The sequence below is a fragment of the Pseudomonas sp. HLT2-19-2 genome (genome assembly GCF_054898005.1).
Map to the genome: position 1 here is coordinate 3093077 of NZ_CM142712.1, position 25218 is coordinate 3118294.

Annotated in this window: 21 protein-coding genes and 3 pseudogenes; 9 read left to right on the forward strand and 15 right to left on the reverse strand. The window is 58.9% G+C overall.

The annotated features are described in order from the left end of the window. The first annotated feature begins 200 nt into the window (after positions 1 to 200). The 7 genes from pssA (at position 201) to ACYZTU_RS14465 (ending at position 8452) form a co-directional block, all read left to right on the forward strand. Positions 201 to 1544, forward strand: a complete 1344-nt coding sequence (gene pssA / locus ACYZTU_RS14435; RefSeq protein WP_461963691.1) for a CDP-diacylglycerol--serine O-phosphatidyltransferase — start codon at positions 201 to 203, stop codon at positions 1542 to 1544. A 152-nt stretch (positions 1545 to 1696) separates the two neighbouring features. Beyond that, entirely contained in the window at positions 1697 to 2713 is a 1017-nt protein-coding gene (locus ACYZTU_RS14440; RefSeq protein ID WP_461971035.1) for an AraC family transcriptional regulator, read from the forward strand. 151 nt (positions 2714 to 2864) lie between these two features. After that, positions 2865 to 4529 carry an AMP-binding protein gene (locus tag ACYZTU_RS14445; RefSeq protein WP_461963693.1) on the forward strand — a complete coding sequence of 555 codons (1665 nt, stop codon included), beginning with the start codon at positions 2865 to 2867 and terminating at the stop codon, positions 4527 to 4529. A gap of 16 nt (positions 4530 to 4545) precedes the next feature. Beyond that, positions 4546 to 5307 (forward strand): SDR family NAD(P)-dependent oxidoreductase, encoded by a 762-nt coding sequence (locus ACYZTU_RS14450; protein WP_461963695.1) that lies wholly within the window; start codon positions 4546 to 4548, stop codon positions 5305 to 5307. Between the two features lie 12 nt (positions 5308 to 5319). After that, positions 5320 to 6513 (forward strand): acetyl-CoA C-acyltransferase, encoded by a 1194-nt coding sequence (locus tag ACYZTU_RS14455; protein WP_461963696.1) that lies wholly within the window; start codon positions 5320 to 5322, stop codon positions 6511 to 6513. Positions 6514 to 6522: 9 nt separating this feature from the next. Next, on the forward strand, positions 6523 to 7650 hold the full coding sequence (locus ACYZTU_RS14460) for an acyl-CoA dehydrogenase (protein ID WP_461963698.1): 1128 nt from the start codon (positions 6523 to 6525) through the stop codon (positions 7648 to 7650). 28 nt (positions 7651 to 7678) lie between these two features. Beyond that, on the forward strand, positions 7679 to 8452 hold the full coding sequence (locus ACYZTU_RS14465; protein ID WP_282378487.1) for an enoyl-CoA hydratase: 774 nt from the start codon (positions 7679 to 7681) through the stop codon (positions 8450 to 8452). 112 nt (positions 8453 to 8564) lie between these two features. Here the strand turns inward: ACYZTU_RS14465 and ACYZTU_RS14470 are convergent, their stop codons facing one another. From ACYZTU_RS14470 to ACYZTU_RS14485, 4 genes and pseudogenes are all read right to left on the reverse strand, one after another. Beyond that, positions 8565 to 9716 carry an acyl-CoA dehydrogenase family protein gene (locus tag ACYZTU_RS14470; protein ID WP_461963700.1) on the reverse strand — a complete coding sequence of 384 codons (1152 nt, stop codon included), beginning with the start codon at positions 9714 to 9716 and terminating at the stop codon, positions 8565 to 8567. Positions 9717 to 9719: 3 nt separating this feature from the next. After that, entirely contained in the window at positions 9720 to 10826 is a 1107-nt protein-coding gene (locus tag ACYZTU_RS14475) for an enoyl-CoA hydratase/isomerase family protein (RefSeq protein ID WP_461963702.1), read from the reverse strand. Positions 10827 to 10960: 134 nt separating this feature from the next. Further along, a complete protein-coding gene (locus tag ACYZTU_RS14480; RefSeq protein ID WP_461963703.1) occupies positions 10961 to 11671 on the reverse strand; it encodes an HPP family protein in 711 nt (236 codons plus the stop codon). A gap of 160 nt (positions 11672 to 11831) precedes the next feature. Further along, positions 11832 to 12269: pseudogene (locus ACYZTU_RS14485) on the reverse strand (MFS transporter); the annotation flags it as partial. On the opposite strand from ACYZTU_RS14485, the pseudogene ACYZTU_RS14490 reads away from it, so the two are divergent. Continuing rightward, positions 12260 to 12724: pseudogene (locus ACYZTU_RS14490) on the forward strand (LysR substrate-binding domain-containing protein); the annotation flags it as partial. The pseudogenes ACYZTU_RS14485 and ACYZTU_RS14490 overlap by 10 nt on opposite strands. Before the next feature lie 523 nt (positions 12725 to 13247). On the opposite strand, the gene ACYZTU_RS14495 reads toward ACYZTU_RS14490, so the two are convergent. The 4 genes and pseudogenes from ACYZTU_RS14495 to ACYZTU_RS14510 form a co-directional block, all read right to left on the reverse strand. Next, positions 13248 to 13961: a DUF4225 domain-containing protein gene (locus ACYZTU_RS14495; RefSeq protein WP_461963705.1), complete on the reverse strand. Its 714-nt coding sequence runs from the start codon at positions 13959 to 13961 to the stop codon at positions 13248 to 13250. Next, positions 13949 to 14443 (reverse strand): Hcp family type VI secretion system effector, encoded by a 495-nt coding sequence (locus ACYZTU_RS14500; protein ID WP_461971038.1) that lies wholly within the window; start codon positions 14441 to 14443, stop codon positions 13949 to 13951. Before ACYZTU_RS14500 ends, ACYZTU_RS14495 begins: the two co-directional genes overlap by 13 nt. 129 nt (positions 14444 to 14572) lie before the next feature. Further along, positions 14573 to 15023, reverse strand: a pseudogene (locus ACYZTU_RS14505) (glycosyltransferase); the annotation flags it as partial. A 128-nt stretch (positions 15024 to 15151) separates the two neighbouring features. Continuing rightward, a complete protein-coding gene (locus ACYZTU_RS14510; RefSeq protein ID WP_461963707.1) occupies positions 15152 to 16531 on the reverse strand; it encodes a UDP-glucose dehydrogenase family protein in 1380 nt (459 codons plus the stop codon). A gap of 330 nt (positions 16532 to 16861) precedes the next feature. Here ACYZTU_RS14510 and ACYZTU_RS14515 point away from each other — a divergent pair, with 330 nt between their 5' ends. After that, positions 16862 to 17800, forward strand: a complete 939-nt coding sequence (locus ACYZTU_RS14515) for a site-specific integrase (protein WP_461963710.1) — start codon at positions 16862 to 16864, stop codon at positions 17798 to 17800. 10 nt (positions 17801 to 17810) lie between these two features. Here ACYZTU_RS14515 and ACYZTU_RS14520 read toward each other — a convergent pair whose 3' ends face one another. The 7 genes from ACYZTU_RS14520 to ACYZTU_RS14550 all read right to left on the reverse strand — a co-directional run bounded on the left by ACYZTU_RS14520 (position 17811) and on the right by ACYZTU_RS14550 (position 25107). Beyond that, positions 17811 to 18881 carry an ABC transporter ATP-binding protein gene (locus tag ACYZTU_RS14520; protein ID WP_461963712.1) on the reverse strand — a complete coding sequence of 357 codons (1071 nt, stop codon included), beginning with the start codon at positions 18879 to 18881 and terminating at the stop codon, positions 17811 to 17813. After that, positions 18878 to 20476 carry an ABC transporter permease gene (locus ACYZTU_RS14525; protein ID WP_461963714.1) on the reverse strand — a complete coding sequence of 533 codons (1599 nt, stop codon included), beginning with the start codon at positions 20474 to 20476 and terminating at the stop codon, positions 18878 to 18880. Before ACYZTU_RS14525 ends, ACYZTU_RS14520 begins: the two co-directional genes overlap by 4 nt. A gap of 3 nt (positions 20477 to 20479) precedes the next feature. Next, positions 20480 to 21493 (reverse strand): iron ABC transporter substrate-binding protein, encoded by a 1014-nt coding sequence (locus ACYZTU_RS14530; protein ID WP_461963716.1) that lies wholly within the window; start codon positions 21491 to 21493, stop codon positions 20480 to 20482. A gap of 150 nt (positions 21494 to 21643) precedes the next feature. Further along, the gene (locus ACYZTU_RS14535) at positions 21644 to 22204 is read right to left on the reverse strand and encodes a PqiC family protein (RefSeq protein ID WP_461963718.1); all 561 of its coding nucleotides are present in this window, start codon (positions 22202 to 22204) and stop codon (positions 21644 to 21646) included. A 17-nt stretch (positions 22205 to 22221) separates the two neighbouring features. Continuing rightward, positions 22222 to 23877 carry a PqiB family protein gene (locus ACYZTU_RS14540; RefSeq protein ID WP_461963720.1) on the reverse strand — a complete coding sequence of 552 codons (1656 nt, stop codon included), beginning with the start codon at positions 23875 to 23877 and terminating at the stop codon, positions 22222 to 22224. After that, the gene (locus ACYZTU_RS14545; protein ID WP_461963722.1) at positions 23858 to 24514 is read right to left on the reverse strand and encodes a paraquat-inducible protein A; all 657 of its coding nucleotides are present in this window, start codon (positions 24512 to 24514) and stop codon (positions 23858 to 23860) included. Before ACYZTU_RS14545 ends, ACYZTU_RS14540 begins: the two co-directional genes overlap by 20 nt. Further along, positions 24511 to 25107 (reverse strand): paraquat-inducible protein A, encoded by a 597-nt coding sequence (locus tag ACYZTU_RS14550; protein WP_461963725.1) that lies wholly within the window; start codon positions 25105 to 25107, stop codon positions 24511 to 24513. Before ACYZTU_RS14550 ends, ACYZTU_RS14545 begins: the two co-directional genes overlap by 4 nt. Between the last annotated feature and the right edge of the window lie 111 nt (positions 25108 to 25218).

Consider the following 25218-nt stretch of genomic DNA (forward strand, 5'->3'; position numbering starts at 1 on the left):
ACGATCGTTCTCCTTGATCAAGAAGATATTGTTGTCGCCTGTAAAATCGCTTTCGCGAGCAGGCTCGCTCCCACAGGGGAATGCATTTCAATGTGGGAGCGAGCTTGCTCGCGAAGAGGCCTTTACAGACGCTAACAAGACCCAAGCGGATCCATGGTGTAAGCTCTCGGGTTCTTCGGATTCGACCCATTGCGAGCCCTATGCCGTCGCTTTTCAAACGCTCTCTGCTGCCCAAACTGCGCAGTTTTCCGCTGACCGCCGATGCCGTCACTATCCTTTCTGGCGCTGCCGAGTTCCGCCGTTGCCTGCTGGAAAAGATCGCCAGCGCCACCCAGCGCATCTATATCGTCGCGCTTTATCTGCAACAGGACGAAGCCGGCCAGGAAATTCTCGATGCCTTGCACGCGACCAAACTGGCGCGTCCTGAACTGGACGTGGTGGTGGTCGTTGACTGGCTGCGCGCCCAGCGCGGCTTGATCGGTGCCGGCAAGCAGCCGGGCAACTCGGCCTGGTATCAGGAAACCACCCGGACTCATGCCAGTGAAGTCCCGGTGTATGGCGTTCCCGTGCAGACCCGAGAGTTGTTTGGCGTGCTGCATTTGAAAGGCTTTGTGATCGATGACTGTGTGATCTACAGCGGCGCGAGTCTGAACAACGTTTATCTGCACAAGTTCGACAAGTACCGCTACGACCGTTATCACCTGCTGCACAACCGCGCACTGGCCGATTCGATGCAGCACCTGATTCAGCACGGCCTGATCGCCTCCAAAGCGGTGCATCGTCTCGATTTGCCGAACTTGCCGACCACCCGCAGTCTGCGCAACGACATTGGCGACTTGCGCAGCCGCCTCAAGCACGCGGCGTACGACACCACGACGGGTACAACGGACAAGTGCGGTTTGTCGGTCAGCCCATTGCTCGGTGTCGGCAAGAACAATCCGCTGAGTCGAGTGATTTGCGAGTTGATCGCCAGCGCTCAACATCAACTGACCATCTGCACGCCGTACTTCAACCTGCCGCTGGCCGTGACCCGGGAAATCAACCGGGCACTGGCGCGGGGCGTGAAGATCGACATCGTTGTCGGCGACAAGACGGCCAACGATTTCTACATCCCACCGAGCGAGCCGTTCAAGGTGATCTCGGCGCTGCCGTACCTTTACGAGATCAGCCTTCGGCGTTTCGCCAAGCGTCATCATCGCAGCGTCGACAGCGGCCAGTTGAACCTGCATCTGTGGCGTGACGGCGACAACACCTATCACCTCAAGGGCATGTGGATCGATCAGCGCTATACCTTGCTGACCGGCAACAACCTCAATCCGCGGGCGTTTCGTCTCGATCTGGAAAACGCCTTGCTGATCGATGATCCGAAAGGCGAGCTGCTGGGGCCGCGTCGTAAAGAGCTGGCGGAGATCTTCGAGAACACCCGTCGCATCGAGCGTTACCAGGACCTGGACACGCTGCTGGAATACCCGGCGGGGGTGGCCAAGTTCCTCAAACGCGTCAGTCGGGTGCGGATTGAGCGGTTGTTGTACCGGATTCTTTAAGGCTTAAGGCAAGATCGCAGTCTATGGCAGCTCCAGTGGGATGACGTGCACCGTGGCAGGAGCTGCCGAAGGTTCGGGCCGCGTTCGGACGATCTTTCGATCTTGACGGGCTAATATTCCCACCACTCAAAGAACAGGGCTTGCCTCGGCCAATGTCGGAAAAAGACACCATCTCCATTCAACTGGTGCGTGAAGCGCTGTTGCAAAGCTGCGCCCCGGGCGTCACCACCGAAGAGGTGTTGAACAAAGTCGGCATCGATCCGGCACTGCTCGAAAGCAGCGATGCACGCGTCCCGGCCACAGCTTATGCGCGTCTGTGGCGTTTGCTGGCACGTCGTGGAGACGATGAGTTTTTTGGCATGGACCCACGCAAACTCAAATCCGGTAGTCTGGCGTTTCTCTGTCGCTGCTCCATGGTCCAGCCGAGCCTGGCCGCCGGCCTGACCGCGGGTTTGAGCTTTTTGTCGCTGATGCTCGAGCACCTGCCCGCACAGTTGGTTCGTCAGCAAAGCCTGGCGGAAATCGTCCTGCTCGAAGACGACCAGGACCCGCGCCGCGCCTTCACGTATTTCACTTACTGGATGATCGTCCACGGCGTCGCCTGCTGGCTGGCAGGGCGACGGATTCCGATCCTGGCCATCGAGTTACGCTGTCCGGCACCGGACTTCTGCGATGACTACCAGGTAATGTTCTCCGAGAACCTGCGTTTCGACCGGCCGCGCACGCGGATGATTTTCTCGGCCGAGTGCCTGGATTTGCCGATCAAGCGCAGCCCGGAAGAACTCAAGCGCTTCCTGGCCCATGCGCCGGCGAACATTCTGGTCAAGTACCGCGACCCACAGAGCCTGGCCAGCCGGATCAAGCACGATTTGCGGCAACTGCCCGCCGAACACTGGCCGGAAACCGAAGCGCTGGCGCAACAGCTGTGCATGTCGGCGTCGACGCTGCGTCGGCGCCTGGCCGAAGAGGGCCAGACTTACCAAGGGCTCAAGGACAGTGTGCGCAAGGAGCTGGCGATTGTCTGGCTGGCCGAGCCTGCCATCAGCTTCGCCGAGATCGCCACGCGTTTAGGGTTTGCCGACGCCAGCTCGTTCTACAAGGCGTTTCGCAAGTGGTCGGGTTCTAATCCGGGGCATTATCGGAGTTTGATCCTTAACGAGGCGAGCTAGGCACCGATCATTGGCGCACCTCTTGAGCCTTGGCCAAACCAGTCACGCAACTTGATAGCTTTGACCATTGTCCCGCGCCCCGCGCAGAGCGAGTATTTCCCTGTTAATTACGGTTCCCCCAACCTAATAAAAATACAGAGGGATTCTGGCAATGCGCGATTATTTGTCTGCGACATCACAGTTCAATTATCAGCACACCGTCGACGCCGCGCTCACCGGCGATTTGAGTGCCCTCAACGCCTGCGTCGAGTGTTGCGACCGGCATGCCTTGCCGGGGCGCATCGCGCTGTTCTGGGAAGGCCGCGATGGCGCCAGCGCGACGTACACCTTCAGCGACTTGCAGGACAAAGCCGCGCGTTTCGCCAATTTCCTGCTGGCCCAGGGCGTGAAAAAAGGCGACAAGGTGGCCGGTCTCCTGCCACGTAATATCGAATTGCTGATCACCGTGTTCGCCACCTGGCGCATCGGCGCGGTCTATCAACCGCTGTTTACTGCCTTCGGCCCCAAAGCCATCGAACACCGCCTCAGCTCCTCTGGCGCCAAAGTGGTGGTTACCGACGCGGGCAATCGCTCCAAACTCACTGAAGTCGCGGACTGCCCGACCATCGTCACCGTCGCCGGTCCAAAAGGCCAAGGCATCGTCCGCGGCGATTACAGCTTCTGGGCCGAACTGGCCAATTATTCTCCTGAGTGCGAACCGGTCCTGCTGACCGGCGAAGATCCATTCCTGCTGATGTTCACATCTGGCACCACCGGTCCGTCGAAAGCGCTGTCCGTACCGCTCAAGGCCATCGTCGCCTTCCAGAGCTACACCCGTGACGCCGTGGACTTGCGCCCTGAAGACGCCTTCTGGAACGTCGCCGATCCGGGTTGGGCTTATGGCATCTATTTCGGTGTCACCGGGCCGATGGCCATGGGGCATCCGATCACCTTTTACGATGGCCCGTTCACCCTCGAAAGCACCTGCCGGGTGATCAACAAATACGGGATCACCAACCTCACCGGTTCGCCGACGGCCTATCGCCTGTTGATCGCCGGAGGCGACGAATTCGCCCGCTCGATCAAGGGCAAGCTGCGCATCGTCAGCAGCGCCGGCGAGCCGCTGAATCCGGAAGTGATCCGCTGGTTCGCTGACAACCTCGGCGTGGTCATTCACGATCATTACGGTCAGACCGAACTGGGCATGGTCCTGTGCAATCACCACGGCCTGGAGCATCCGATCCACATGGGCGCCGCCGGTTTCACTTCGCCAGGCCACCGCATTGTGGTGCTGGACGACGAGTACAAGGAACTCGGCGTCGGTCAGCCGGGCATTCTGGCCATCGATCGCACCCAGTCGCCGATGTGCTGGTTCGCCGGTTACGAAGGCGCACCGACCAAGGCCTTCGTCGGCAACTATTACCTGAGCGGCGACACCGTCGAATGGAACCCGGACGGCAGCATCAGCTTCGTCGGTCGCAGCGACGACGTGATCACCACTTCCGGTTATCGCGTCGGTCCGTTCGACGTGGAAAGCGCATTGATCGAACACCCTGCAGTGGTCGAAGCGGCCGTGGTCGGCAAACCCGATCCAGAGCGCACCGAACTGGTGAAAGCCTTCGTGGTGCTCAGCGCGCAATACCGCGCTGCGCCGGAACTGGCCGAAGAACTGCGCCAACACGTGCGCAAGCGGCTGGCCGCGCACTCGTACCCCCGTGAAATCGAATTTGTCAGCGAGTTGCCGAAAACCCCTAGCGGCAAATTGCAGCGCTTTATCTTGCGCAACCAGGAAATCGCCAAGGCTCAAGAGGCCGCCGCGAAGAACGTTTCAGCTTGAATCCAAGGAAACAATGATGCAGATCGAAAACAAGGTTTTTCTCGTCACCGGCGGTGCCTCCGGACTCGGTGCGGCCACGGCTGAAATGCTGGTCGCGGCCGGCGCCAAAGTCATGCTGGTGGACATGAACGCCGAGGCCGTTGCGGCCCAGGCTGAACGTCTCGGCGCGCAAAGTGTGGTGGCGGACATCAGCAACGAAGCTGCGGCCGAAGCCGCCGTGCAGGCGACGGTCAAAGCCTTCGGTGGCCTGAATGGTCTGGTCAACTGCGCCGGGATCGTGCGGGGTGAGAAGATCCTCGGCAAGACTGGCCCTCATGTGCTGGCCAATTTCAGTCAGGTGATCAACGTCAACCTGATCGGCAGTTTCAACATGCTGCGCCTGGCGGCAGCGGCGATCGCCGAAACCGAAGCGGATGCCGACGGCGAGCGCGGCGTGATCATCAACACCGCCTCGGCGGCCGCGTACGACGGCCAGATCGGCCAAGCCGCGTATGCCGCGTCCAAAGGCGCGATCGTCAGCCTGACGTTGCCTGCGGCCCGTGAACTGGCGCGCTTCGGCATTCGGGTGATGACCATCGCCCCGGGCATTTTCGAAACCCCGATGATGGCCGGTATGACCCCGGAAGTCCGCGCATCCCTGGCGGCTGGCGTGCCGTTTCCGCCGCGTCTGGGCAAACCGAGCGAGTATGCCGGGCTGGTCAGGCATATCATTGAAAATAGCATGCTCAATGGCGAGGTGATCCGTCTCGACGGTGCCTTGCGCATGGCCGCCAAGTAAGGAGAATTTGTCATGACTCAGTCCAACGATCCCATTGTTATCGTCAGCGCCGTCCGCACCCCGATGGGTGGTTTCCAGGGCGAATTAAAAAGCCTGACCGCACCACAACTCGGTGCCGCCGCGATCCGCGCAGCCGTCGAACGCGCCGGTGTAGCGCCAGATTCGGTTGAAGAAGTGCTGTTCGGTTGCGTCCTGTCCGCAGGTCTCGGCCAGGCCCCGGCACGCCAAGCCGCACTGGGCGCCGGGCTGGATAAATCGACCCGCTGCACGACCCTGAACAAGATGTGCGGTTCGGGCATGGAAGCGGCCATTCTGGCCCACGACATGCTGGTGGCCGGCAGCGCCGATGTGGTTGTCGCCGGCGGTATGGAAAGCATGTCCAACGCGCCGTATCTACTGGACCGCGCCCGCAGCGGTTACCGCATGGGCCACGGTCGCGTACTCGATCATATGTTCCTCGACGGCCTGGAAGACGCCTACGACAAGGGCCGTCTGATGGGCACCTACGCCGAGGATTGCGCTGAAACCAACGGTTTCACCCGTGAAGCTCAGGACGCCTTTGCCATTGCCTCGACCACCCGCGCGCAGCAGGCGATCAAGGACGGCAGCTTCAAAGACGAGATCGTGCCGGTCACCGTGACCGTCGGAAAAGAGCAAGTGCTGATCAGCAACGACGAACAGCCACCGAAAGCCAAACTGGACAAGATCGCCTCCTTGAAACCGGCGTTCCGCGACGGCGGCACGGTGACGGCGGCGAACTCCAGCTCGATCTCCGATGGCGCCGCCGCACTGGTGTTGATGCGCCGTTCCGAAGCTGAAAAGCGCGGCCTGAAACCGCTGGCAGTGATTCACGGCCACGCGGCGTTTGCCGACACCCCGGGCCTGTTCCCGGTGGCACCGGTGGGCGCGATCGAGAAGCTGATGAAGAAAACTGGCTGGTCGCTGGACGAAATCGATCTGGTCGAAGTCAACGAAGCCTTCGCCGTGGTCAGTCTGGTCACCATGACCAAACTGGAAATCCCCCACGAGAAGATCAACATTCACGGTGGCGCTTGCGCCCTCGGTCACCCGATCGGTGCATCTGGCGCGCGGATCCTCGTGACTTTGCTCTCGGCCCTGCGCCAGAAAGGCTTGAAACGCGGCGTCGCAGCGATCTGCATCGGCGGCGGTGAAGCCACGGCCATGGCCGTTGAATGCCTGTATTAAGGAATCACTATGCTCCCGACTGACGAACAACTTCAGATCAGCGACGCGGCCCGGCAATTTGCCCAGGAACGGCTGAAACCGTTCGCCGCCGAATGGGACCGCGAGCATCGCTTCCCCAAGGAAGCCATCGGCGAGATGGCTGAACTGGGCTTCTTCGGTATGTTGGTGCCGGAGCAGTGGGGCGGTTGCGACACCGGTTACCTGGCCTACGCCATGGCCCTGGAAGAAATTGCGGCCGGCGACGGCGCTTGCTCGACCATCATGAGCGTGCACAACTCGGTGGGTTGCGTACCGATCCTCAAGTACGGCAACGACGACCAGAAAGAACGCTTCCTCAAACCGCTGGCCAGCGGCTCGATGCTGGGGGCCTTTGCCCTGACCGAACCGCAGGCTGGCTCGGACGCCAGCGGCCTGAAAACCCGTGCCCGTCTGGAAGGCGATCATTATGTGTTGAACGGCTGCAAACAGTTCATCACGTCCGGGCAGAACGCCGGGGTGGTGATCGTGTTCGCCGTGACTGACCCGAGTGCCGGCAAGCGTGGCATCACGGCGCTGATCGTGCCGACCGATTCGCCGGGCTACAAAGTCGCGCGGGTCGAAGACAAACTCGGACAGCACGCGTCCGACACCTGTCAGATTCTGTTTGAAGACGTGAAGGTGCCGGTGGCCAATCGGTTGGGCGAGGAGGGCGAAGGCTATCGAATCGCCCTGGCCAACCTCGAAGGCGGCCGTGTCGGTATCGCTTCGCAATCGGTGGGCATGGCCCGCGCTGCGTTCGAAGCCGCCCGCGATTACGCCCGCGAGCGTGAAAGCTTCGGCAAGCCGATCATCGAGCATCAAGCGGTAGCGTTCCGCCTGGCCGATATGGCAACCCAGATCGCCGTCGCCCGGCAGATGGTGCATTACGCGGCGGCGTTAAGAGACAGCGGCAAACCGGCCTTGGTCGAAGCCTCCATGGCCAAACTGTTCGCCTCCGAAATGGCTGAGAAGGTTTGCTCCGCCGCCTTGCAAACCCTCGGCGGTTACGGTTACTTGAACGATTTCCCGCTGGAGCGGATCTACCGCGACGTGCGGGTCTGCCAGATCTACGAAGGCACCAGCGATATTCAGCGCATGGTTATTTCGCGCAATCTTTGAGAAGGAATGCTTTATGAACAAGAGTTCTGTGAGTTACGAAACGATTTTGCTGGAAACACATGGCCGTGTCGGCCTGATCACCCTGAACCGTCCGCAGGCGCTGAATGCGTTGAACGCGCAGATCGTCAGTGAGCTGAATCAGGCCCTCGATGGCCTCGAAGCCGATTCGAACATTGGCTGCATCGTGCTGACCGGCTCGAAAAAAGCCTTCGCCGCCGGCGCCGACATCAAGGAAATGGCCGAGCTGACTTACCCGCAGATCTACCTCGACGACCTGTTCAGCGACAGCGATCGCGTGGCCAACCGCCGCAAGCCGATCATTGCCGCCGTCAATGGTTTCGCCTTGGGCGGTGGTTGTGAACTGGCGCTGATGTGCGACTTCATTCTGGCCGGCGACAACGCCAAGTTCGGTCAACCGGAAATCAACCTCGGCGTACTGCCTGGCATGGGCGGCACCCAGCGCCTGACCCGCGCCGTGGGCAAGGCCAAGGCCATGGAAATGTGCCTCAGCGGCCGACTGATCGATGCGGTGGAAGCGGAGCGTTGCGGGATTGTCGCGCGGATTGTTCCGGCGGATGAGTTGCTGGAAGAAGCGTTGAAAGTCGCGGCGCTGATTGCCAAGAAGTCGTTGCCGATTGCCATGATGATCAAGGAAAGCGTCAACCGCGCGTTTGAAGTGAGCCTGTCGGAAGGTGTGCGCTTTGAGCGTCGGGTGTTCCATGCGGCGTTTGCTACGCAGGATCAGAAGGAAGGGATGGCGGCGTTTATTGGTAAGCGTGAGGCCGAGTTCCAAGGAAAGTGATGTAACGTTTTCGAGGACGCCATCGCGAGCAAGCTCGGCTCCCACAGGATTGCGCATAACCTGTAGGAGCCGAGCTTGCTCCGGGCGGCGTTCCGACGACGCTTTTAAGGCATCACACCAGGTAGTTCTTGAGTTCCCGAGCAATCACCATCCGCTGAATCTCGCTAGACCCTTCATAAATCTGCGTAATCCGCGCATCCCGGTAATAACGCTCCACTGGGTAATCTTCCAGATACCCATACCCGCCATGGATCTGCATCGCCGACGAACACACCTTCTCGGCCATTTCCGACGCAAACAGTTTGGCCTGTGAAGCCTCCGACAGACACGGCTTACCGGCACTGCGCAAACGCGCGGCATGCAGGATCAACAGTCGTGCAGCATTCAATCGGGTGTGCATGTCGGCCAGCATGTTGGCGATACTCTGGTGCTCGATGATCGGCTTGTCGAATTGCACCCGATCCCGTGAGTACGCCAGCGCCGCTTCAAATGCCGCGCGAGCAATGCCCAACGCTTGTGCCGCAATACCGATGCGGCCGCCTTCAAGGTTCGACAGGGCAATCGCCAGTCCCTTGCCGCGCTCACCCAACAGGTTGGCTTCGGGAATGGTGCAGTTGCTCAGGGTCACCGCGCAGGTATCGGATGCCCGAATACCCATTTTGTGTTCGGTGCGATCAACGATGAAACCCGCAGTGTTCGTCGGCACCAGAAATGCAGAGATGCCGCGCTTGCCCAGATCCGGATCGGTCACCGCGAACACGATGGCCAGCTTCGCCCGTTTGCCGTTACTGACGAATTGCTTGGCGCCGTTGATGACCCACTGGCCGTCGCGCAGTTCAGCGCGGGTGCGCAGGTTGTGGGCTTCGGAACCGGCCTGGGGTTCGGTCAGGCAGAAGCAGCCGATGGCCTGACCGCTGGCCAGATCCGGCAGCCAGGTCTGTTTCTGTTCTTCAGTGCCGTAGTTGAGGACCGGGCCGCAGCCCACGGAGTTGTGAATGCTCATCAGCGCGCCAGTGGCGCCATCGCCGGCAGAAATCTCTTCCACCGCCAGGGCGTAGGCGACGTAGTCGACATAGGTGCCGCCCCATTCCTCGGGCACCACCATGCCCAGCAGCCCCAGCTCGCCCATCTTCGCCACCAGACCATCATCGATCCAGCCGGCTTTTTCCCAGGCCTGGGCGTGGGGCGCGATTTCGCCGCGGGCAAAGTCCCGGGCCATGTCGCGGATCATGACTTGTTCTTCGCTCAATTCGATATCGTGCATGGCTCAGCTCCCGCTCTGCTCAAAACCCGTGAAAAAACTCGCGACGTGCTCGGCGTCCAGCGCCTTCAAGGTCGGCGGGTTCCAGCGCGGGCTCTTGTCTTTATCGATCAGCAAGGCGCGTACGCCTTCGATCAGGTCGCCGCGCTCGAACCACTGACGGTCCAGGTGCAGCTCCAGGGCGAAGCAGTCTTCGAGACTCAAGTGCCGACCACGACGGAGCATTTCCAGGGTCACGCCCATGGCCAACGGTGAACGGCTTTCCAGCAGGTCGGCGGTGGTCGTGGCCCACACGTGACTGTCGGCGACCGTTACTTCACGCAGTTGCTCAACAATACTCGGCACATCGGGTAGGGCGAAGAAGTGATCGATGGCCGGGCGTAGCTTGCTCAGTGGCGCATCGGGTAATTGCTGCACGGCAAGTTTTGCCAGCAGACCTTGCAGGTCCTTCAGCGGTGTCTCATGCCATTCGAGCTGATCGAGTCGCTCGTCCAGGGAGCCCAATTTGTCGCTTTCCAGGTACCAATCGGCCAGGCCGCAATAGAGCGCATCGGCCGCGCGGATCTGCACGCCACTGACGCCGAGATAAATACCCAGTTCGCCAGGAACGCGTGGCAGGAAGTGGCTGCCACCGACATCCGGGAAATAACCGATCGCCACTTCCGGCATCGCCAAACGGGTTTTCTCGGTGACTACACGCAGGTCGGCGCCTTGCACCAGGCCCATGCCGCCGCCGAGGACAAAACCGTCCATCAAGGCGAGCACAGGTTTGCGGTAGTGGTGAATAGCGAGGTCGAGGGCGTATTCCTCGACGAAGAAATCTTCGTGCAGCGTGTCGCCGTTTTTGAAACTGTCATACAGCGAGCGAATATCGCCGCCGGCACAGAAAGCTTTCTCGCCAGCACCGCGCAACACTACCGCGTGCACGTGCGGATCCAGTGCCCACGCGTCGAGCTGACGCTGCAGATTGCGCACCATGTCCAGGGTAATGGCGTTGAGGCCGGCGGGGCGATTAAGGGTCAGGTGACCGATGTGGTTGCGAACCTCGGCCAGTACTTCGTTTTGCGTGGCATCCATGGACTGAGTCCCTGGAGAAGAAACCTGAGCAGTCATCACTAACTCCCTGCTTTTATTGTTCTTTATAGAGAAGCCCGCGCGCGAGCGATGCTGGATCGTAACAGTGCAAATTTGTGATGTACAACCGGGATCCATGCAGGTTTGGTCTGCATTTTTGCCTTAGGCAATGACTACTGAACGCTCCGGGACAACACTTCGCCAATGCTGCGCCGTTTGGCCTGCAATTCGGTGGCATGAATCAGCTGTTCGAGGTCTTCCGGGGTCACGTCAATGAACGCTTCCATGTCCGCCAGCGCTCGTTTCAGGTCCTGGGCGGTGATGGCCTGGCTGTCTATCGGCGGATGGTCGGCCGGCACCATGGCCACCGGTTCACTGGCGCGTCTTGGGTAACGTATACGCGTCAGGTTGTTGTAGGCCAGGGCGCTGAGCAGCATGGTCGATGCGCCAAGCATCACCGGGCCGAGAGCTTTCCAGTCCAGGGCAATCGTCGCCGGGTCTGCCAACACCAACAGCAGCGCCAAGGCCCCGGCCGGTGGGTGCAGGCAACGCAGCCAGCACATCAGAATCAGCGCCATGCCAGCCGCCAGGCAAGCGCTGCCGAGGGTTCGTCCGAGCACGTGAGCGACCAGCAGTGAAACCACCCCGGCGCTGAGGTAGCCGCCAAGAATCGACCAGGGCTGGGCGAGGGCGCCGGAGGATACGGCGAACAGCAACACCGCCGATGCGCCCAGCGGACCGATCAGATGCTGCGCCACTTGCATGCCAAACACCTGGCTACAGAGCCAGACGCTTAACATCGTGCCCAAGGACATGCCAATGGCAGCACGACTCCATTCAGAGGGCCGAGTATTGATGGCGGCGGGTAACCAGCGAGAGAACATGAGGCAGACAATCCGTTGGCAAAAATCTATGCAAAAAAAAGGCTTAGCTGGGATACCCAGAAAGCCCTTGAAGTAGTTCCAACTATTGGGGGAGGAACGGGGCACAGTGTGCCGTCCAATCCTGCTGCTGACAAATTCATATTAATGAAGTTTCAGTGCATTAATTTTGCTGTAATGCCATTCGACGACCGCTCATGAAACACAGGGAACCACCCATGGCGCTCAGCGCGCTCAAGGCATAAAACATCGTTGGCGCGGGGGGCATCAGCAGGAAACCGCAAATCACCGGGCTCAGGGCACCGCCGAGGGCAGCGAGGTTTTGCGCGCCGTAATAGCTACCGCGCAGTTCTTCCGGGGCCAGGGTGTCGACGAAGAGGAATTCGGCGGGGTAAATGATCATTTCACCGAGGGTGAAGATGAACATTGCCACGCACCACGACATCAGGCTGTTGGCCAGGCGGAAACCGATCAGACCGACGATGAACAGGCTGGTGCCGCCCGCGATCCAGTAACGCAGTTGTTCACGCTTGAGGAAACGGCCGATCTGGTATTGCAGCAGGATCACGCTGATGGCGTTGCAGGCGAGCAGGGCGGTTAGTGGCGGGGATTGTCCCGGTTTATCAAAAACGCGAAGAGTTTGAATATTACGCTCTTTACGAAGAGGGCTCCGAAGCTTACTGCGCCGTAGACCACCCTTTGTTCGATGTGCCCGACTAGCAACTCGGCGGGGACGTGCTAAAGCAGTACGAGTGGGTCAACCACCGCTACGCGATCCACCGCGACAAGCTCAACTTTGCCGCGTACGGCGGCTTGTCCGCCTCGGCAACCCCAGTCGAAGCTGTGGCGCTGCTGATTAAGACCGGACGCTTTCTCGGTTTCCTTCCGCAGCATTACGCCGCCGCCATGGTCGTGGAAGGACAACTGCGCGCCCTTCGCCCCGCATCGATTCACTTCGACACGCCGTTCCATTTGATCCTCCGCCATAACACCGTGCGCAGTCCGTTGGTGAAAGCGTTTGCACAAGCGTTAAAGGTCGATTTGAGGGGGGCGGTTGAGGGGCTACTGGGAGTAAAGACTTTATTTTCCGTCAAGCTTTCGAAGCTTTTTTGGCATAATTTTCAAGCCGAAGCCTGACACAATAACAAAGCACATAATTACCACTACTCTTGCCGCAAAAACGTCCATTTCGAAAAAATATACTATTAATAGTGAGATCCATGCTGTATGAAAGCCGGAGCAGGCAAGAATAAATAAATACATTGTCGCTGCAGCAATTAATTTTTCGAGAGTCAACATTTAATCTTCCACTTCACGGGACATGCAAATGAGTGAAGAAAAATACATATAAATGCAATCCAGCCAATAAGCGGATATTCCGAAATTATGTCTGGCCGATAACCTAGAAATGGGAAGTCGTTAGCTTGAACGATATCTATATAAGGCACTACGAATAGGCCGTTGAATGCAAGACCTGCATACAGTTTTGTATGATTTAAGTCTTCGCCAGACAAGCGTTTTTTTAGAGAATAGGCTGCGCTAACGGAGCAGACTGCTATTAATGGAAAAAGCCAAATAATCATTTTTCCAGCTCTTCATATACTTGCTTTCCTGTCTGGAGGGTGGTCTGCCCTTCCAGTATCAGTGCTTGAGGCGCCATGGTTTTGTATGCGCGTACGTAGTCCGTTTTGATATATCTAAACAATCGCCAAGCATCCGGTTTTAGTACAGTTCGAGTAAGTCCATACACTGACATCCCAATATCCAACGACCCATACGCAATATTGCCTTCTCTTTCAGTCTGTCCAACACCCTTAGCTATCGCTTGATAAACCTTGCGGGTCGGCCCCTCCGTATCAGTGCGGTCCTCCAAAAGGTTACGGCCATTTTCATAAACATTATTCGCACCATGGAGCATCATCGGTCCACCAAGAAAAAGGCACAAAGTACCCGCTGAGCCATAGCAAATCCCAGCACCTGTCAATATTTGCATCCCTCCAGCAATCGCGCCCGCGCCTTTTTTGGCAACTTCCCACGACTGGCTCAGCAAACTACTCTGTTCGTTCTTGATCTCCTTGAGACCCTGCTCAGCACTTTTCCGCCCCTGTGCTACATCATTTACAACACCTCTCGCGTAATAAGAAACTTCGCGATTGAACTGTAAGCGCAACGTGCCATCTTTTATGTGTCGAGAAGCCAGCGTACAGGCCTGATTGGTCAAATTGCCCGCCGCCTTACTAACGGCCCAATAATCACAACTACTTGACTCGCAGCGATTGTTTAATTGTCCCATTCGTTATTTCCCCATGAGGCGTACCCGCTGGTTCCTGCCAGATGGTGCCTCCACGTGATTTCGCGATAGCGAATAGCAGCGTGCTCTTGAGGCTCGACATCGTTCTGTAAAACCACATGGGGCATATCAAGTGTCAGGTCGGCAATAATGCCGCCTTCAATTTCAATACTGAAAAATTTCTCCTGAAGACCATACGAAGAAATCCGGTAGAAACTTATCGCACAGCTAATTTCCTCTCTGCCTGATAGCGCTTGCGCGAGTAAAGGAGATGACTTGTCGACATTTTTTGTGATGACGAGCGGACGGTGTGTAGGCTTATTAATGTTTCCGATGTTGGACATGTTGTGACTGTAAGACAACACCATGATTTCATCGGTATGCGCTGTTTGACATTTATTGCCGATTGAATCTTGAGTTGAACAACCCGCCGATATCAGTCCTTGAGTCTTTCCTGTGATGGTCATATAACCGTGATTAGCCATGTAGGTGCCGCTCCTTTTGTCGATGGGGCACCTTATTGAAAACGTCTTCGGGTATATGTAGGGCGTTTCCGGGTATCCGGTAGGACGAGAGCGAATCTGCGGGCGTAACGCGCTACAGCGTTGAATGCGCAACACGTAATCGTTTTTGTCGAAGCGCCCGCTCAACACGGACGACAACGCACCCAACGGCGTGCCACGCAGGGCGCGGTAGTCGCTTTTATCCATCATCAGCCACTGCGGCCCCTGAAGGCTTTCCAGTTCGTGGATTGATTCGGTAAAAACTGGCTGTAAGTCCTGATCGACATTGACCATGAACTTGATCGCCTTCCCGTCCTTGCCCATGCCATGCAGCACGCGCTGGCTCTTTCTGCACCCGTGCAAATGCTGCGCGGTTGAAAGACTGAGTGTCGTAGTGCCGACGCTCAACCGGTTTGAACACCGGAATGTAAAACGACCAAAGCGCCAGAACAGCGCCAAAGGCCAATGTTTGCGCCCGCCAGCGGGATCGGCAAAGCACGACAAGGGCGATTACTTGCAGCACGCCGAGAATGATAAACGCCGGAGTGAAGGTTGTCAGTTGCCCACCGAACGGGTGAAGTAATACAGCGAACCGCTGACGCATTCGCTACCGTCCAGGCGGCCCATGAACTGCATGCGCCGACAGCCCTAGCCCCAAGGACTGTCTACGGATTTCGGCTAACGTCGCAATCAAGCGACGACCGAAGCGACCGGCCATTGCTGGTGCGGAATCGGCAGATTGCGCGATTCACCTCGGCCCATCGGGAAGTACATGAAACCGGCGCGAGCCAGGCGATCGGCGTCGTACAGGTTGCGTCCGTCGAAGATCACCGGTGCGTTGAGCCGCTGCTGGATCAGGCTGAAATCCGGTGCCTTGAACTGCTGCCATTCAGTGCAGATGATCAATGCATCGGCGCCGGACAAGACCGATTCCGGCGTGCCCATGAGCATCAGCCTGGATTCATCGGGATACAGCTGCTGAGTTTCCTGCATGGCTTCCGGGTCGAACGCGCGGACGTTGGCCCCGGCGGCCCACAACGATTCCAGCAGCACCCGGCTCGGCGCATCGCGCATGTCGTCGGTGTTCGGTTTGAACGCCAGGCCCCACACGGCAAAGGTTCTGCCGCGCAAGTCGCCCTTGTAGAACGCGTTGATGCGCTCGAACAGCTTGTGCTTCTGACGCTGGTTGATCGCTTCCACCGCTTGCAGCAGATCGCTGGAACAATGAGCCTCTTCGGCGCTGTGGATCAGAGCGCGCATGTCCTTGGGAAAGCACGAACCGCCATAACCGCAACCGGGGTAGATGAAGTGGTAACCAATGCGCGAATCGGCGCCGATGCCCAGGCGCACCGATTCGATGTCGGCGCCCAGGTGTTCGGCCAATTCGGCGATCTGGTTGATGAAGCTGATCTTGGTCGCCAGCATGCAATTAGCGGCGTACTTGGTCAGCTCGGCGCTGCGCAGGTCCATGAACATGATCCGGTCATGGTTGCGGTTGAATGGTGCGTAAAGGTCGCGCATGACGTCACGTACATCTTCGCGTTCGCAGCCGATGATGATCCTGTCTGGGCGCCGGCAATCGGCCACGGCCGAGCCTTCTTTCAAAAATTCCGGGTTGGAGACGATTTCGAACTGCAGCAACCGGCCGACCTTGATCAGGCACTTGTCGATGTGCGCGCGCAAGGTGTCACCCGTGCCCACCGGCACCGTGGATTTCTCCACCAAAATCACCGGTTGTTCACGATGACGCGCCACGGCTTCACCCACCGACAGCACATACCGCAGATCCGCCGAACCGTCCTCCCGGGACGGCGTACCGACCGCGATAAACACCACCTGGCCATGCTTCACCGCGAGCTTTTCGTCGGTGGTGAACTGCAGACGTTTGGCTTCCAGGCTTTCGCGTACCAGGCTGGCCAGCCCCGGTTCGAAAATGCTCACGTGACCTTGTTGCAGCAGCTCGACTTTCTTCTCGTCAATGTCCATGCAGACCACGTCGTGACCGACTTCAGCCAGGACAGCCGCTTGCACCAGGCCAACGTAACCGCTACCAAATACACTGATTTTCATGGGGCACTCCAGAGTTCGGGCGCGCGAGCAGGGCGAGAGTTGATGGTGACGACACCGAGGCGCTTGCCATCCCTGGGCAGCCGTGCGCCATCAGAATAGGCAAGGCCATATTTCAATTCGCCTATCGTGTTGTATAACGCCACGTCCGGGCGCTTCATACGCCAGGCCCAACACCTTTGTTTATTCTGAAAGTCATACAGCCACTGTTCGGACTTCTGCCGTTCATCGAATTTTTTTAGTAGAAAGTCTTACAGAAGTGTTCCGCTTTATCGGAAGGATGTTTCAATCCTTAGCTGTTTAATGAACTGTTTCTACTCAAGGCCGTTTCGTTTGATTGACTTACCCGCTACTGACTTAATCCCCTCAAAGACCAACCCGCTGACCCTGTATCTGGCGCGCCTGGCGCCCTCCAGCCAACTGACCATGCGTTACGTTTTGCAGGATGCCGCTGACCGGTTGGGCTTCGAAGACATGAACGTCGAGGAGATTCCCTGGCACAACTTGCAACCTGAAGATGTCATTGCGCTGGTGGCCACCTTACGCTCGGACGGTTACGCGCCGAACACCTCTTCGTTGTACGTCAACGCGGTGCGCGGGGTGATGAACGAAGCGTGGCGCATGAGCCTGATCAGTCAGGAACACTTGCTGAAAATGCGTTCGGTCAAGGGGATTGCCGGCACGCGACTGTCCCAGGGGCGCAACCTCAAACGCACGCTGATCCAGGAATTGATGGCGGTCTGTGCCGCCGATCCACGGCCGCAAGGTCTGCGGGACGCGGCGATTATCGGGATTTTGTACGGTTCGGGGATGCGCAAATCGGAATCGGTGAACCTGGACCTGAACCAGGTCGATTTCACCGAGCGCAGCCTTTGTGTGACCGCCAAGGGCAACAAGCAATTGATCAAGTACGCACCGGCCTGGGCGTTCGCCAAACTCAATGACTGGCTGGAACTGCGGCGCTCACTGCTGAAGGAGGGTGAAACGGACGATCCGTTCCTGTTCAACCGCATTCGTCGCGGCAGCCACATCACCCGCGAGCGCATCACCAAGCACGCGATCTATTACATCGCCCGGCAACGGGGCGCGCAGGTCGGGGTGAAAATCATGCCGCATGATTTTCGGCGTTCGTTCATTACACGAGTGATTGAGGAGCATGACTTGTCTATCGCCCAGAAACTCGCCCATCACAGCAACATCCAGACAACGGCCAACTACGATGTGCGCGATGACAACGAGCGGCGTCGGGCAGTGGACCGGTTCGATCTTTGACGGACGGGGCTCAAGGTTCGCTCAGTACGTGGGCATGGCCGATCATCGCGACGTGAACCGCACTGCCGGCGGGTGGCGCATACAGGCCCGAACTGCGCACCATTAACGATCGGCCAGGCTGTTTCCCTGAAACCAAAGACTGCAATTGCACCGTCAACGTGCAGGTATTGCCGCTGAAATCCCGCTCGGTCACCACGGCGCGGCACCCCGCAGCCTTGGTTGAGCTGGGCTGGAGGCTGACGAGTTGCAGTTGCTCGGGGCGCAGCATGATCTGCGCCGATTTGTTGTTCCGATGATTGTTCACCGGTATACGACCGAGATCGCAATGGGCCCAACCGGCTTCGATTCTGGCGGGCATGACCACGGCATCCCCTAGAAACAGCGCGGTTTGTTCATCTTCGGGGTAGCGGTAAAGATCCAGCGGATGGCCTGACTGCACCAGCCGACCGTCGCGCATCACCGCCAGCTGATCGGCAAACGACAAGGCCTCACTCTGGTCATGGGTGACCAGAATGGTGGTCACGCCGGCGTCTGTCAGCAGCCGTGCGACCATTTTGCGCATGGCGCCCCGAAGTCCGGTGTCGAGGGCCGAAAACGGCTCGTCCAGCAACATCAAGCGCGGCTGTTGCGCCAACGCCCGCGCCAGCGCCACGCGCTGTTGCTGGCCACCGGAGAGTTCATGGGGCCAACGGTTGGCCATGTTCGCATCCAGCGCCACGCTGTCCATCAACTCCGCGATTCGCTCCTGTCTTGCGCCGCCCTTGCTCGAAAGCCCGAAACCGATATTAGCGGCCACGGTCATGTGCGGGAACAGGGCGCCGTCCTGCGGAACATAGCCAATCAAACGCTGATGCGCCGGGACTTCGTGGGTGTCGTCGACGAGCGTTTGGCCATTGAGTGACAGACGGCCGGTGTCAGGGAATTCGAAGCCGGCGATCATCCGCAACAACGTGGTTTTTCCTGAGCCGGACGGGCCGACGATGACCGTTCGGCTGCCCGTTGGCACCAACAGGTTGATGTTCTCCAGCGCTTGAAAGGCGCCATAGGACTTGGAAATGGAATGGAGTTCGAGAGCGTTCATCGGCCAGCCGTTCGTTTGGATTGGTGATAGAGAAGCCCGGTCAACGGAAGCGACAGCAGGATCATCAACAGGGCGTAGGGCGCAGCGGCGGCGTAATCGATTTCGCTGGTCATGGCCCAGAATCCGGTGGCCAGGGTGCGCGTGCCGTTTGGGGCGAGCAACAGGGTGGCGGTCAACTCATTGGTGATCGCCAAAAACACCAGCGCGGCGCCAGCAGCAGCGCCGGGCGCGGCCAGGCGCAGGGTGATCAGCCACAAAGCCCGGGTGGGTGAGCGGCCGAGGCTGCGGGCCATGTTTTCCAGCTCTACCGGCGCCTGGGCAATACCCGCGCGCAAACTCACCAGGGCACGGGGCAAAAACATCAGCAGATACGCCAGCAACACTGTGATCGTCGTCTGGTAAATCGGCCGGGCAAAATGGATGGTGATGGTCACCAATGCCAGGGCAACAACGATCCCAGGCAACGAGCTGGTGATGTAGTTGCAGCTTTCCAGCACACGTTGCAACCGGCCCGGAGAACGAATCGACAACCAGGCAATCGGGATCGCGGCGCAGGTGGTCAGGGCTGCACCCGCAACGCCGAACAGCAGTGTCTGTTCCAGTGCCGGCAGAAGTTCGGTCATCTGCCAAACCTGCGTGCCGCCGGCGACCAGCCAGTGCCCCAAGGTTACCAGTGGCACGCCCAGCGCCAGCGCGCAGGTGGCGATCTGCAGTGTCAGCGCGAGGAGCGTGGCTGCGGATTTCAGGCGCACAACCCGCTGTTCGCGAGCGCTTCCCGACCCGACCCTGGCGTAACGCGCCGTGCCGCGAGCAGCGGATTCTGCGGTCAGCATCACCAGGCAACACAGGGCCAGCACGCTGGCCAGCATGTTGGCGGCGGGTCCATTGAAGGTGGACTTGAACTGATCGAAGATTGCCGTGGTGAAGGTGTCGAAGCGGATCATCGCGTACAGGCCATATTCAGCCAGCAGGTGCAGGCCCACCAGCAAGGCACCGCCGCAGATGGCCAGGCGCAGTTGCGGCAGCACCACGCGGAAAAATATCGCCCAGGGTTTGAGACCGAGTGATTCGGCAACGTCTTCGATGGCCGGATCGAGCCGACGCAGCGTTGCAGCAATCGGCAGGTACAGGAACGGGAAGTAGGCGATGACCGACACCAGAACTCCGGCAAACAGCCCGTGAATCGGTGGGACTAGACTGACCCACGCATAGCTGTGAACGAAGGCCGGCACCGCCAGCGGCGCGGTCGCCAACAACGACCACCAGCGTCGACCCGGCAGGTTGGTCCGTTCTGTCAGCCAGGCCAGAGACAGGCCTAACGTGACGCACAACGGAATCGTGATCACCACCAGTAAAACCGTGTTGATCAACAGTTCAGCGACTCGCGGCCGCAATACCAGCGGCACAAGGGTCGCCCAGCCTGTCTGAAACGACACGCCGATGACGAAGGCAATCGGCAGCAACGACAGCAGCGACACCAGCACCGACAAACCGATCACCCACGCGCCACCGCGCCCCGCGAAGATACCGCGGGATCGTCGTCGCAGGTTCGCGGGTATCGCTTCAGCGACACCCGCCGGCAAGGTTTCAGGCATCAATTAGAGCAGTCCGGCCTGAGTCATCAGCTCCACGGCTTTTTTACTGTCGAGTTTTGAGGCGTCGACTGTCGGCGCGTCGAGTTGCTGCAAAGGCACCAGTTTTGGGTTGGATTCAGCGTTCTTGCCTACGGCGTATTCGAACGATTTGCCGGTTTTGAGGATGGCCTGGCCCTCTTTGTCGGTAATCCATTTGAGGAACGCCTGGGCGTGTTCCTTGTGTTGGCTGGACGCCAGAACGCCGCCGCCGGAGACACTGACAAACGCGCCCGGATCCTTGTGCTTGAAGTAGTGCAGGGCGGTATTCTTGCTGTTTTCGCCGGTCTTGGCCTGGTCGCCGAAGCTGTAATAGTGGTAAATCACGCCGCTGTCGATCTGCCCGGCGTTAACCGCTTTCAGTACCGCACTGTTGCCGCGATAGATCGTGGCATTGGCCTTCAACCCTTTGAGCCATTCCAGAGTGGCGGCTTCACCCTTGAGTTCCAGCACGGCAGCGACGATGGCCTGGAAGTCGGCACCGGCCGGCGACGCGCCCCAACGACCTTTCCAGTTCGGGCCGGCGAGGTCCATCAGCGACTTGGGCAGTTCGGCTTCGGGCAGTTTGCTCGGGTTATAGACAAACACCGTAGAGCGCGCGGCGATCCCCACCCATTTGCCGTGGGCCGGGCGGTAAGCATCGCCGACCTGTTCCAGAGTGGTCGACGCAACCGGCGCAAACAGCCCCGCGTTGTCGACCAGCACCATGGCCGGGGAGTTTTCGGTCAGGAACACGTCGGCCGGGGAGTCGGCGCCTTCCTGCACGATTTGATTGCCCATCTCGGTGTCGTCACCATTGCGTACGGTGACCTTTATGCCGGTTTCCTTGGTAAAACCCTCGATCCAGGATTTGGTCAGGCTTTCGTGTTGGGCGTTATAGACCACGATGCCATCAGTCTCTGCTGCGTATACGTGACCGGCGCTCAGCAGAGCGGTTGCCAGCAGTGCTGTTTTCAGGAAAGAAGGGATGTGAGAAATCATGCAGTGACAGCTCCTGGTTTTTTTAGAATCGAGTACGCAGATTCGACAGAACCAACGGGGAAGGTCGTCGATCAGTGTAGATCAATACGAATCATTTGCATGTTTAAGGCACGGCAAATGTAAAGGGCAGTATGAGAAAAAAGCGTCAAATCACTGGGCCGGCGGACACCTTTTTTGTGCTCCGCCAGCGGCCTGGCTGATAAGCGCGGCGAGGCGTTTGACGTTGTTTTGTTGCGCCGCCACCAGCTCATCTATGGAAGCGCCTGAAGGCGTCTGCAAGGTGCTGCGGCAGGTGACCAGCGCAGCATCACCTTCGCTCAGATTACGCAGGCGCCACTTGACGTCGATCAAAGCATATTGACCGGGAACGGAGTCGAAGCGCTGCACGTCTACTCGCACCGACAGGTTGTGCCGGGGATTGGCGTTGACCATTTGATCGACCAGAGCACTGCGCAATTCATCCACCAGACTCGCAGCCCACCACTCGGTTTCAAGGATCGCCATCCCGCTGTTGCCCTGGCGAATGACGATCTGCGGACGATCCACCTGGGGCGGCACGCTGATGCCCTCAATCTGGATTTCCGCACCGCTGTTCCGTGCAGCTAGGCCCGGTTGAGCCGGAATCAGGGTGTGGAATTGAATCGGATCACTGCGGCAAGCGGCGAGCAGCACCAGCGCGGTGAGCAAGGTGATCTTCAGCGGAAAAGCCATGGGTGATGCTCCTGTGGTCATTTGCGCGGTGGCCCTTGCAGATCCATCGGCGCGGCATTGTCGGGGCGCCCACGAATCAGCGATTCCGGATGGCGTCCCAGGTAATCCGAGAGTTCACGCAAGGAGCGCGACATGCGTCCGAGTTCGTCCAGGGTCTGGCCTAATTGTTCGCGTTGCGGCGAGTCTTCGGCCAAGGTCAAACTGGCCGACTGCAGGGTCTTGCTGACGTCCGCCAGGGTAGTCTGCACGCGAGGCAGGGTTTTGGCGTTGAATTGCGCCAGGCCTTTACGCAGTTCGACGAGGTTGCTGTCGAGGTTGCCGGCAATGCGCTCGATTGGCAGTTGGTTGATCTTGTTGACCATGCCCTCCAGTTTTTCCTGCAACTGCTCGAGGCTGCCAGGAATGGTGGGGATGGAGATCGGCCGGGCGGTCGGATCGAACACGATTTTCTCCGCTTTGGGGTAGAAGTCGAGCGCGATGTACAACTGTCCGGTCAACAGGTTGCCGCTACGGGCCTGGGCCCGCAGACCGTTGTCGATGAAGCTGCCCATTAGACGTACGCCTGCGGCTTCGTCGTTGGGGTCATGCTTCAAGGCCTCGAGCATTTTAGTGTGGGCCTGGCCGAGTCGTTGCGGGTAGATCACGATGCCGACATTGACCGGGAAACTGCGCTTTTTCGCGTCGAAGTCCAGATTGACCGACACGACTCTGCCGAACTCTATGCCAAGGAACTCCACAGGCGCACCGACCCTGAGCCCGCGCAAGGCCTGATCGAAACGCAAACTCAAGAATTGTCCCTTACCGCTGGGCGGGGCGAGGGCGGTTAGCTGGTCTTCGAACAGGTCGAAGGCTTTTTCCTCGGTAGCCGGTTGATCGTTGGTGCTGTATTCCGGAGCGCGGAAGGCGATGCCGCCCACCAGGATGGACGACAGCGACTCGGTTTTCACCGAAAAGCCGTTGGCGCCAACATTTACGTCGATCCCGCTGGCGTTCCAGAACCGGGTGTTTTCAGTGACGTAGGCGTCGTTGGGCGCGTGGACGAACACTTCGATGTTCACCCCTTTACCGTCGGCGTCCAGGGCATAGGCCACCACCTGACCCACCGGAATCTTGCGGTAGTAAACCGGAGAGCCAATATCCAGCGAACCCAGGTCCTGGGTATGCAAGGTGAAGCGCTTGCCCGGCTCGCCGTAGGTTATCGGCGGCGGGTTTTCCAGGCCGGTAAAGTTCTTTGAGCGAGCATTGGCCTGGCCGATGTCTGCGCCAATGTAATCCCCGGACAGCAGGGTATCGATACCCGACACCCCGCCGGCGCCAATACGTGGACGCACGACCCAGAATTGCGAGTCTTCGCGGGTGAAACTTTCCGCCTGTTTGGACAGTTTGATGGTGGCGTTGACGCTCTTCTGATCGTTGCTCAATTCCACGTCCGAGACCTGACCGATCACCACGTTGCGGTATTTGACCTCGGTCTTGTTGGCCGTCAGGCCGCTACCGGTTTTGAACGTGACGGTAATGGTCGGACCTTCCTGCAGCATGGTGTGTACGACCAGGGAAATCCCCACCAGCACCGCGACGATTGGCACGATCCAGACCAGCGAAACGCTGAAACGACGAGTTTTGACAGGGGCCTGACCGGGCGCTTGCGGCCCGTCAGTGGCTTGCAACTTCATCCTTGACCTCCTCGTTTGGGTTATCCCGCTCTTTTTTATCCCAGATCAGGCGTGGGTCGAAACTCATGGCCGAGAGCATGGTGAACACCACCACCAGGCCAAAAAACAGAATGCCCACGCGCGGCTCGATATCGCCCAGCGCCTGGAACTTCACCAGCGCCGCTACCAGCGCGACGACAATCACGTCGAGCATCGACCAGTAGCCGATGAGCTCGACAAATCGGTAGAGCTTCGAGCGCTCTTTGCGCGCCCATGAGCTGTCGCGTTGCACGGTGACCAGCAGCAGCGTCAGGGCGACGAACTTGACGCCCGGCACCGCGATGCTGGCGATGAAAATAATCAGGGCAATGTCCCTGGCGCCGTGCTGCCAGAACTCCAGCACACCGCTCATGATGGTGCTGTCGGCACCGGAGCCGAGCATGGTGGTGTTCATCACCGGCAGCAAATTGGCCGGGATATAGAACACCAGCGATGTCAGCAGGTAGGCCCAGGTCCGGGTCAGGGAGTTGCTTTTGCGCCGGTGCAAGGGCGCGCCGCAGCGTTCACATTCGTGAGGTTCATGGGCCATGTCGCAGGCCAGGCCGCAGCTGTGACACAGGCAGAGGTTGAGTTCGCTGGCGGTCGGTGGCGCGTTCATTGGATGTCCCACAGATCGCGAATATCGCGTCCGGCAAGGCGGATCATCATCAGGCTGAGGACGGCCAGGGCAAATAGGCCAATCCCGGGCAGCACGTCGAGCAAACCTGCGAGTTTGAACACCGCCACCATGGCCCCCAGCAAGCACACTTCCAGCATGCTCCAGGGCCGGAGTATTTCCAGCCAGCGCATGCAGAACCTGAAAACGGGCGAACGTCGCTGCACGAGCGCGAAGCTCAGGACCCAGATCAGCAGGACTAACTGGAAAATGGGCGCGATGATGATGGAAATCGCCGCCACCATGGCAATAAACGTGATCGGCCCATGACTCAGGGCCAGCACCGAATCCCAGAGCGTCGCGCTGTTTTTCAGGCCCTTGAGGCTGATGCTCATGACCGGATAGAAATTGGCGAAAACCCACAGCACCGCGGCGGTGAATGTCAGGGCCAGCCGCTGCTCCACCGACAGGCCGTTATAGCGCTGCAGCACACCGCCGCAGCGCATACAAAGGGTTTTCTGATGTTTGGCGAGCGTGACTTTTTCATACACGCAGTCGCAGTGCTCGCAGATGATCAGTGGGTCAGTCGTAGCCATAGGCCGCACTCGCGAGGACGCAGGGAAGTCAGAGCACTTCCTCAATATAGAAGTGCCTCGCGATTGAGCAAATTAAAAGGCTGTTCAATGGGATAAGTCGGGGCGGTGCGC